Annotated in this window: 3 protein-coding genes and 1 pseudogene; 1 reads left to right on the top strand and 3 read right to left on the bottom strand. The window is 60.2% G+C overall.

Features of this window, described 5'->3' with window-relative positions; genetic code table 11:
- Positions 1-2: 2 nt before the first annotated feature.
- Entirely contained in the window at positions 3-923 is a 921-nt protein-coding gene (locus ACRXB1_RS33095) for a LysR family transcriptional regulator (RefSeq protein WP_449494430.1), read from the bottom strand.
- A 115-nt stretch (positions 924-1,038) separates the two neighbouring features.
- Between ACRXB1_RS33095 and ACRXB1_RS33090 the strand changes: the two genes are divergently transcribed.
- On the top strand, positions 1,039-1,743 hold the full coding sequence (locus ACRXB1_RS33090) for an SDR family NAD(P)-dependent oxidoreductase (RefSeq protein WP_449494429.1): 705 nt from the start codon (positions 1,039-1,041) through the stop codon (positions 1,741-1,743).
- 45 nt (positions 1,744-1,788) lie between these two features.
- On the opposite strand, the gene ACRXB1_RS33085 is transcribed toward ACRXB1_RS33090, so the two are convergent.
- A complete protein-coding gene (locus ACRXB1_RS33085; protein WP_062003477.1) occupies positions 1,789-3,093 on the bottom strand; it encodes an MFS transporter in 1,305 nt (434 codons plus the stop codon).
- Between the two features lie 74 nt (positions 3,094-3,167).
- A pseudogene (locus ACRXB1_RS33080) lies at positions 3,168-3,424 on the bottom strand (flagellar biosynthesis protein FlgA); the annotation flags it as partial.

Below are 3,424 nucleotides of genomic sequence, written 5' to 3'. Positions count from 1 at the left end.
TGCTACTTTCCCACCCGCGCAGCCGTTCCCCGACACACACCCAGCGCCAACTGCCGAAGCCATCGATGAACCGGATCGACTTCCAAACGTGGGTGCCACATCTGCGAGACCGTGATCTCCTCGGTCTTCACCGGCAGCTCGAAAGCATGAATGCTGGCGGACTCGGGCTGACCGTTCACAAGTGAAGCGGGCACGAGCGCAATCAGGTCAGAAGCGCGTGCCACGGCGAGCGCTGTAGGAAAGCTCGGAACCACCGCGACAATCGTCCGCTCCAGCCCTACAGCAGCCAGCGCTTCATCCACCGGTCCGTTCGTGCGGCCGTGCCGAGAAGCAACCACATGGCCAAACGCCAAGTATCGTTCAGCCGTTACTTTGCGTTTTGTCGCGAGCGGATGTTCCTTCCTGACAACGCCAACAAAGCGGTCCCGAAACAAGGCCTGCACGCGGACTTCCGGTCCCATCGCGCCCAAAACGCCGATTTCAAGATCAGCGGACCCGTCCCGCAAATACGCTGCCGTCTTCTCAAGCTTGGGCGCAAAACGCAAACATACGCGCGGCGCAGCGGAACTCGCCGCAGCAATAAGCGACGCGCCGAAAGCTTCCACGAAACCATCGTTGGCGCGAATGGTGAAGGTTCGTTGCAACGTCGAAAAATCCGGTTCCATCGTCGATGGACGGAGCACGGCGCGCGCCTCATGAACCGCGTTCTGCGTGCGTTGACGCAGCGTCTCCGCATGGGGCGTCAACACCATCCCACGCCCCGCGCGCACCAATAACGGATCCCCGGTCGTCTCACGGAGCCGGGTCAGGGTCCGGCTCATTGCCGACGCGCTCAATCCCAGTCGACGCGCAGCCCCGGCCACGCTGCCATCGGCGAGCAGCACATCAAGTGCGACGAGTAGATTCAGATCAGGTTCTGCCATGCCTTGATCGTAGCATGGCGTTTGGTGCAGGTTATAAGTGCAATTGCTGCGTCTTCCGCCATGTCTGATGCATCGATATAGTCGCTGTGTGGTATCGACACACAGGGAGCTAACCATGCAAGACACATCTACACAGAAAACCGTCCTTTTGATCGGCGCATCGCGCGGCCTCGGATTCGCGATGGTCGAGGAATACCTCAAGCGCGGCCGGCGCGTGATCGCCACCGGCAGGGACGGCTCGACACAAAAGCTGCGCCAACTCTCGGACCGCGCTCAGGGCGCGCTTGAAGTCGAAACAGTCGATATCACCATTCCCGATCAGGTCGCCACGTTGCACGACCGTCTCGAAGGCCGGCGACTGGATGTGCTTTTCGTGAACGCGGGCGTCAAGAACGATGATCGCGAAACGATCGCCGATGTATCGACCGATGAATTCGTGCGTGTCATGGTGACGAACGCGTTGAGTCCGATGAGGGTCATCGAAGCGTTTCAGGACCTTGTGAATCCGGGCGGGACAATCGGCGTGATGTCGTCGGGGCAGGGGAGCGTGACGAACAATACGAACGGCGATTACGAGGTCTATCGGGGCAGCAAGGCGGCGCTCAACATGTTCATGCGCAGCTTTGCGGCGCGTCATAAAGACGACGCGAAAACCCTTCTGTTGATGGCGCCCGGATGGGTCAAGACGGACATGGGCGGGTCGGGCGCGCGTCTGACTATCGAAGAAAGCATTCCGAACCTGCTGAATACAATGGAGGCCTACGAAGGGCGCTCCGGATTGCATTACCTGGATTACCTGGGGCGGGTCGTTCCCTGGTGATCGTGGCGTAACCGGCTCGCAACAAACCGGTTACGCCAGTTCAACTCACCGGTCCGCCAGCTTCCCCGATATGGTCCTGACCAGCAACGCCCCGAGCACCAGGCACACGGCTACGAAGTACAGTCCCATCCGGTTATCGTGCGTGGTGACATTGAGCCAGCCCACCACATAAGGCGAGACAAACCCCGCCAGATTTCCCACGCAGTTGATCCCGGCAATCCCGACCGCCACCGACGTCCCTGCAAGAAACGACGATGGAATGCTCCAGAACAGCGACAGCGCCGACAAGATCCCGGCGGCTGCGACGCTGAGCCAGATCACGGCGAGCACGGGGTGATGCCCCACATAACCGCTCGCCGCGAACCCAACCGCGCCGATCACGGCAAGCACCGAAAAATGCATGCGGCGCGAGCGGAACCGGTCCGAACTCATGCCCGTCAGCACGATCGCCGGGATGGCGACAAGATAAGGAATCGCCGATAACCACCCAATGACCGAGACATCGGTAAGGCCGGAATCCTTGATGATCGACGGCAGCCAGAAACTGATCCCGTACAGCCCGATGATCTGGCAGAAGTAGACTGCGCAAAGCTTCCAGATATGTTTATCGGAGAGGATCGCACGCAGGTTGTGGTGCGTCGTTTTCTCGGCGTCCTCGCGATCGATCTCGCTGGTGACGAGGTTCTTTTCGGTATCGGTGAGCCACTTCGCCTGAGTGGGCTTGTCGACCATCAACGCAAGCACGGCGATCCCGCACAAGAGCGCCGGCAATGCTTCGATAAGAAACAACCATTGCCATCCCGCCATGACGGTGGAATGCGCGAAGCGCGTCAACACCCAGCCCGACAGCGGACCGCCCACGACGCCCGAGAGCGGTATTGCAATATAGTACACGCCAAGCGCAAAGCCGCGCTTGCGCGCGGGAAACCAGTACGTCAGGTACAGCATGATGCCCGGCGAGAATCCGGCTTCGGCCACGCCCAGGAAAAATCGCGCGGTGTAGAACTGCACCGGTGTCTTGACGAACAGAGTCGCCGCTGAAATGAGCGCCCAAGTGATCATGATCCGCGCAATCCACAGCCGCGCGCCGACCTTGTGGAGCATCAGGTTGCTCGGCACTTCGAAGATGAAATAGCCGATGAAGAAAATGCCCGCGCCCAAGCCATAGACGGCATCGCTCATGTTGAGCGCGCTGAGCATCTGCAGTTTCGCAAAGCCGACATTCACGCGGTCGAGATACCCGCACAAATAACAGAGCACGATAAACGGCATGATGCGCCAGCTTATCTTGCGGTAGACGTCGGTACGCGCCGTTGGCGTGACCACGATGGTGTCGCTGATATGGCTCATGTCTCCTCCGTCGCCCTTTGGCGGGCGTTATAGAGAACAATCACGCGGACAAGGCCCGCGTGATCAAGGGGTCCCTACGATGCGAGCTTGGCCGCTGCCACCTCCACGCCAAGTTCCTTCCTGAACATCGCTTCCATTTCGAGGCGAACTTTTACGGCTTCCTTGGTGGCATCGAAGGCGACATCGGTCCAGCGAACCGGCTGACCCGCGGCAACGGGCCGCTGCAGCACCATGTTGTGCGCCAGGCCGATGGGCAACGCGCCCTGCATCAGCGAGTCGACCGCGGGCATCAGCTTGCCGTAGACGGTGTGGCCGCCTTCGCCATCGAGCA

It is taken from the genome of Caballeronia sp. M23-90, assembly GCF_053574605.1.
Note: the sequence above shows the minus strand (reverse complement) of the source record. Positions and strands in the feature narration are given on the sequence as shown.